This window comes from Streptomyces sp. C (assembly GCF_000158895.1).
GTDB lineage: Bacteria > Actinomycetota > Actinomycetes > Streptomycetales > Streptomycetaceae > Streptomyces > Streptomyces racemochromogenes.
Map to the genome: position 1 here is coordinate 4,181,447 of NZ_GG657750.1, position 4,016 is coordinate 4,185,462.

Sequence of the window (4,016 nt, forward strand, 5' to 3'; positions counted from 1 at the left end):
GTGTCGCGCAGGGCGGTCGCGCCGATGCGCTGCTTGGCGGCGCCCCAGATGGCGATGCCGAAGGCAGAGGAGGATCGCGACGGCCATGACCACCTCGATCATGACCTTCGCTTCGTTGCCGAGACTGCCGAACGGCCCCCAATTCGGGGCGATTCCGCCGATGATGGTGGTGATGTCGCCCTTTTCGGCTGCCAGGATCATGTAACTCACCGCCCCTGTATGAGTAAATCCGGTAGCCCGTGCCCGACGGCAGGGGTCACGCCCTATCTTCGCTGATGAAACCGGCGCCGTCGCCGACTTGGCCGGTCTCTTTACCCGTTCTCTCGGCCCGCGCCCCGTATGCGCACCCTGAGCAGGTCACTCTGTGTATCACGGGGGGTGACCCCGGGCAATGATTGTCGGCCCGGGGTGCGCGGGGCCGTGTGAGGGGCGGCCGTTCGGGCTAATGGGGGGAGGCCGGGGCAGCGGGGGAGCGTACGGAGGCGTGAGGGGCGCACGGGTGCCGTGCGGGCGCCGGGGTGTCGGGTCTTTCGGCCGGTGACGGGGTGTTACGCGGCCCAGTGGGCGGGGCGGGTGAGGTGCGGGGGGATGCGGGTGTCGGGGGTGCCGCGGGCGGCGTTGACCTGGGCCTGGGTGAGGAAGAGGGTGTCGCGCAGGTCGGCTCCGCGCAGGTCGGCGTCGCGGAAGTCCGCGCCGATGAGGTCGGCTCCGCGCAGGTCGGCGCGGCTGAGGTCGGCGGCGATGAGGTAGGCGCCGCGCAGGTTGGCTCCGCGCAGGTCGGCGCCGGAGAGGCGGGCGCCCATGAGGTCGGCGCCGCGGTGGTTCTTCTTGCGGCCGGGGGTCTTGGCGCGGACCAGCTCGCTCGTCTTGAGGAGGAGGGCGTTGATCTCCTGGCGCAGGGCCGGGACGTCGAGGGCGGTGAGGGTGGCGGCGTCGGCGCGGGTGAGGGCCTCGGTCTTGACGAGGGCGGTGCGCAGGGCGGGGTGGACGGGGGCGGCCGCGGGGCGGGTGAGGGCTTCGGCGGTGTAGAAGAGCAGCTCGTGCAGCTGCCGCATGACGGGGAAGGCCTCGAAGACGGCCTCGCGGGTCTCGGGGTGGGTGCGCCAGTCGCGGCCCTCGAAGGTGACCTGGGAGATCTGCTGTCCCGCGCCGAAGCAGTCGAAGACGGTGCAGCCCTGGAAGCCCTGGTCGCGGAGCCGGGTGTGGATGCCGCAGCGGAAGTCCTGCCGCAGGTTCTTGCAGGGGGTGCCGGCGGGCTTGTTCACGGCGAAGTCGGCGGACTTGGCGAAGGGCAGGGCGACGCAGCACAGGGCGAAGCAGTTCGAGCAGTCGGCCTGGAGGAGGGGCAGTGCGGTGGTGGACACCCCTCCATTGTCCCCGGATCCCCGGAGTGCCTTGATCCGGGCGGAGGGGGCGGGGGAGCATCGCGTGCATGACAGAAGTGATCGCAGTTGCCGTCATCACCCTGCTCGCCGTGATCAGTCCCGGTGCGGACTTCGCGATGGTGGTCAGGAACAGTTATTTGTACGGGCGGCCCACGGGGCTGTTCGCGGCCGCGGGGGTCGCGGCCGGGGTGCTCGTGCACGTGTCGTACACGATGCTCGGGGTGGGTCTGCTGATCGCCTCGTCGACCGCCCTGTTCACGGCGATCAAGCTGGCGGGCGCGGCGTACCTGGTGTGGATCGGGATCCGTACGTTCCGGGCGCGGGCGGAGCTGACGGTGGACCTGGAGTCGGGGCCGGGGCTGACGCGGGTGGGGGCGCTGCGGTCGGGGTTCCTGACCAATGTGCTGAATCCGAAGACGACGCTGTTCGTGGTGTCGACGTTCACGCAGGTGGTGGACCCGGGGACGTCCGGGTGGCAGCAGGCGGGGTACGGGCTGTTCATGGCGGCGGCGCACCTGGTGTGGTTCGGGGCGGTGGCGCTGTTCTTCTCCAACTCGCGGCTGCGGGAGCGGATGCTGAAGGCGCAGAAGGCGCTGAACCGGGCGATCGGGTCGGTGCTGGTGGGGCTGGGGGTGGGGCTGGGCTTCGCGCGCTGAGCCGTCGGAGGGCGCTGAGCCGTCGGAGGGTGCGGAGGGGTCTGGCGCGCCGGGTTACCTGTGGGTAGCGTGCGGCGGCATGGACGCTGAAGACGGGTTCTACGAGCGGCTCGGCGAAGGCCGCTTCCTGGCCACCGGGGCGACGCGCGGGCCGTGGGACCCGGGCTCCCAGCACGCCGGGCCGCCGGCCGCGCTGCTTCGGGCGGGCCGTCGAGGAGCGGCCGGGGGCGCGGGCCGACATGCGGATCGCCCGCATCACGTACGAGATCCTGCGCCCGGTGCCGATCGGGGAGCTGGAGGTGACCACCTCGGTGCTGCGGTCCGGGCGCGGCACGGAGGTGGTCGAGGCGGCGCTGGCCCCGGCGGGCGGGGCGCCGGTGATGCTGGCGCGGGCGCTGCGGATCCGGGTGGCCGAGGAGCCGGTGCCGGCGGTGGTCCCGGCGGCGGTGCTGCCGCCGCCGGGGGAGGTGGGGGTGACGCCGTTCTTCCCCGTGCCGTGGGAGACGGGGTACCACTCCTCGGTGGAGACCCGGTTCACGGAGGGGGCCTTCGTCGAGGCGGGGCCGGGGACCTGCTGGATGCGGATGCGGGTGCCGCTGGTGGCGGGGGAGGAGGTGCGGCCGCTGGACCGGGTGCTGGTGGCGGCCGACTCGGGGAACGGGATCAGTGCGGTGATGGACTTCGGCCGGTTCGTCTTCGTCAACGGCGACCTCACCGTCCACCTGCACCGCCATCCGGTGGGGGAGTGGGTGTGCGTGGAGGCCCGTACGAGCGTGGACGCGGCCGGGATCGGCCTCGCGGACTCCCGCCTGCACGACGAGAAGGGGCCGATCGGGCGGGGGGCGCAGAGCCTCTTCGTGGCCGGGCGCTGAGGCCAACCCCCTTTTCGGCCACGGAAGTCGGTGTGGCACCCTCGTCCGAATGGAGGCCCTGAGAGAGACCGACCCCGCCCACATCGGCGCGCAGACGCTGCTGGCCCGGCTGGGGGCCGGGGGCATGGGGCAGGTGTACCTCGGGCGTTCGCCGGGCGGCCGGCTGGTGGCCGTCAAGGTGATCAGGGAAGAGATCACCGGGCATCCGGAGGCGCTGGCGCGGTTCCGCCGGGAGGCCGAGACGGTCCGCGCGGTCCGCTCGGCGTACACCGCGAACCTGATCGACGCCTCGCTGGCCGCCCCGCCGTACTGGCTGGCCACCGAGTACGTGGCCGGTCCGACGCTCAGTCATGCGGTGGCCGGGTACGGGGCCTTGCCCGCCGCGTCCTGCCGCAGGCTGTTCGCCGCGCTGGCGGAGGGCCTGGCGAGCGTCCACGCGTACGGGGTCACGCACCGCGACCTCAAGCCGCAGAACGTCATCCTCGGCGTGCAGGGCCCGCAGCTGATCGACTTCGGCATCGCCAAGGGCGTGGCCGAGACGGCCCTGACGCAGGTCGGCGCCGCGCCGGGCACTCCCGGTTACACGGCGCCGGAGGTGCTGCTGCGCGGTGAGGTGGCGGCCGCGGCGGACGTCTTCGCGCTGGGGGCCACGATCGCGTACGCGGCCACGGGCCGGGCCCCGTACGGCACCGGCGAGCCCACGGCGGTGAACTTCCGCGCGGTGCACGGCGAGATCGACGTCGAGGGCGTGGAGCCGGAGCTCGCCGCCCTGATCCGGGCGTGCGTGGCCACGGACCCGGCCGGGCGGCCGGCCCTGGCCGAGGTCATCCGCCGCTGCGCGGTGGACGCGGCGCTGGTCGACGACCCGGTGTACGCGGCCCTCACGGCGGCCGGCGGCGGGGCCGCGCAGGTGCCGGGGCTGCCGTCGACCATCGGCCCGGGGCTCGCCGCGGTCCAGGCCGGCTACGTGCCGACGTACGCACCGGCCGCACCGGCGGCACCGGCGACGGCTCCGGCCGCCACCGGGACGCGCACCGCACCGCGCTGGGCGCTGGCGGCCGTCGCGGGTCTGGTGGCGGGGGGTCTGGTCACGGGCGGGTACC

At 73.7% G+C, this 4,016-nt stretch carries 4 protein-coding genes and 1 pseudogene; 3 read left to right on the top strand and 2 right to left on the bottom strand.

Going from position 1 to position 4,016, the window contains the following annotated elements; genetic code table 11:
* A pseudogene (locus SSNG_RS39940) lies at positions 1-201 on the bottom strand (hypothetical protein); the annotation flags it as partial.
* A gap of 347 nt (positions 202-548) precedes the next feature.
* On the bottom strand, positions 549-1,364 hold the full coding sequence (locus SSNG_RS18750) for a pentapeptide repeat-containing protein (protein WP_007265440.1): 816 nt from the start codon (positions 1,362-1,364) through the stop codon (positions 549-551).
* Between the two features lie 68 nt (positions 1,365-1,432).
* On the opposite strand from SSNG_RS18750, the gene SSNG_RS18755 reads away from it, so the two are divergent.
* The 3 genes from SSNG_RS18755 to SSNG_RS43925 form a co-directional block, all read left to right on the top strand.
* Positions 1,433-2,041, top strand: coding sequence for a LysE family transporter (locus tag SSNG_RS18755; protein ID WP_007265441.1), 609 nt, complete (start codon positions 1,433-1,435; stop codon positions 2,039-2,041).
* A 239-nt stretch (positions 2,042-2,280) separates the two neighbouring features.
* The gene (locus tag SSNG_RS18760) at positions 2,281-2,913 is read left to right on the top strand and encodes a thioesterase family protein (protein ID WP_241695081.1); all 633 of its coding nucleotides are present in this window, start codon (positions 2,281-2,283) and stop codon (positions 2,911-2,913) included.
* 49 nt (positions 2,914-2,962) lie between these two features.
* A partial coding sequence (locus tag SSNG_RS43925; protein WP_007265443.1) for a serine/threonine-protein kinase occupies positions 2,963-4,016 on the top strand: 1,054 nt, incomplete at its 3' end.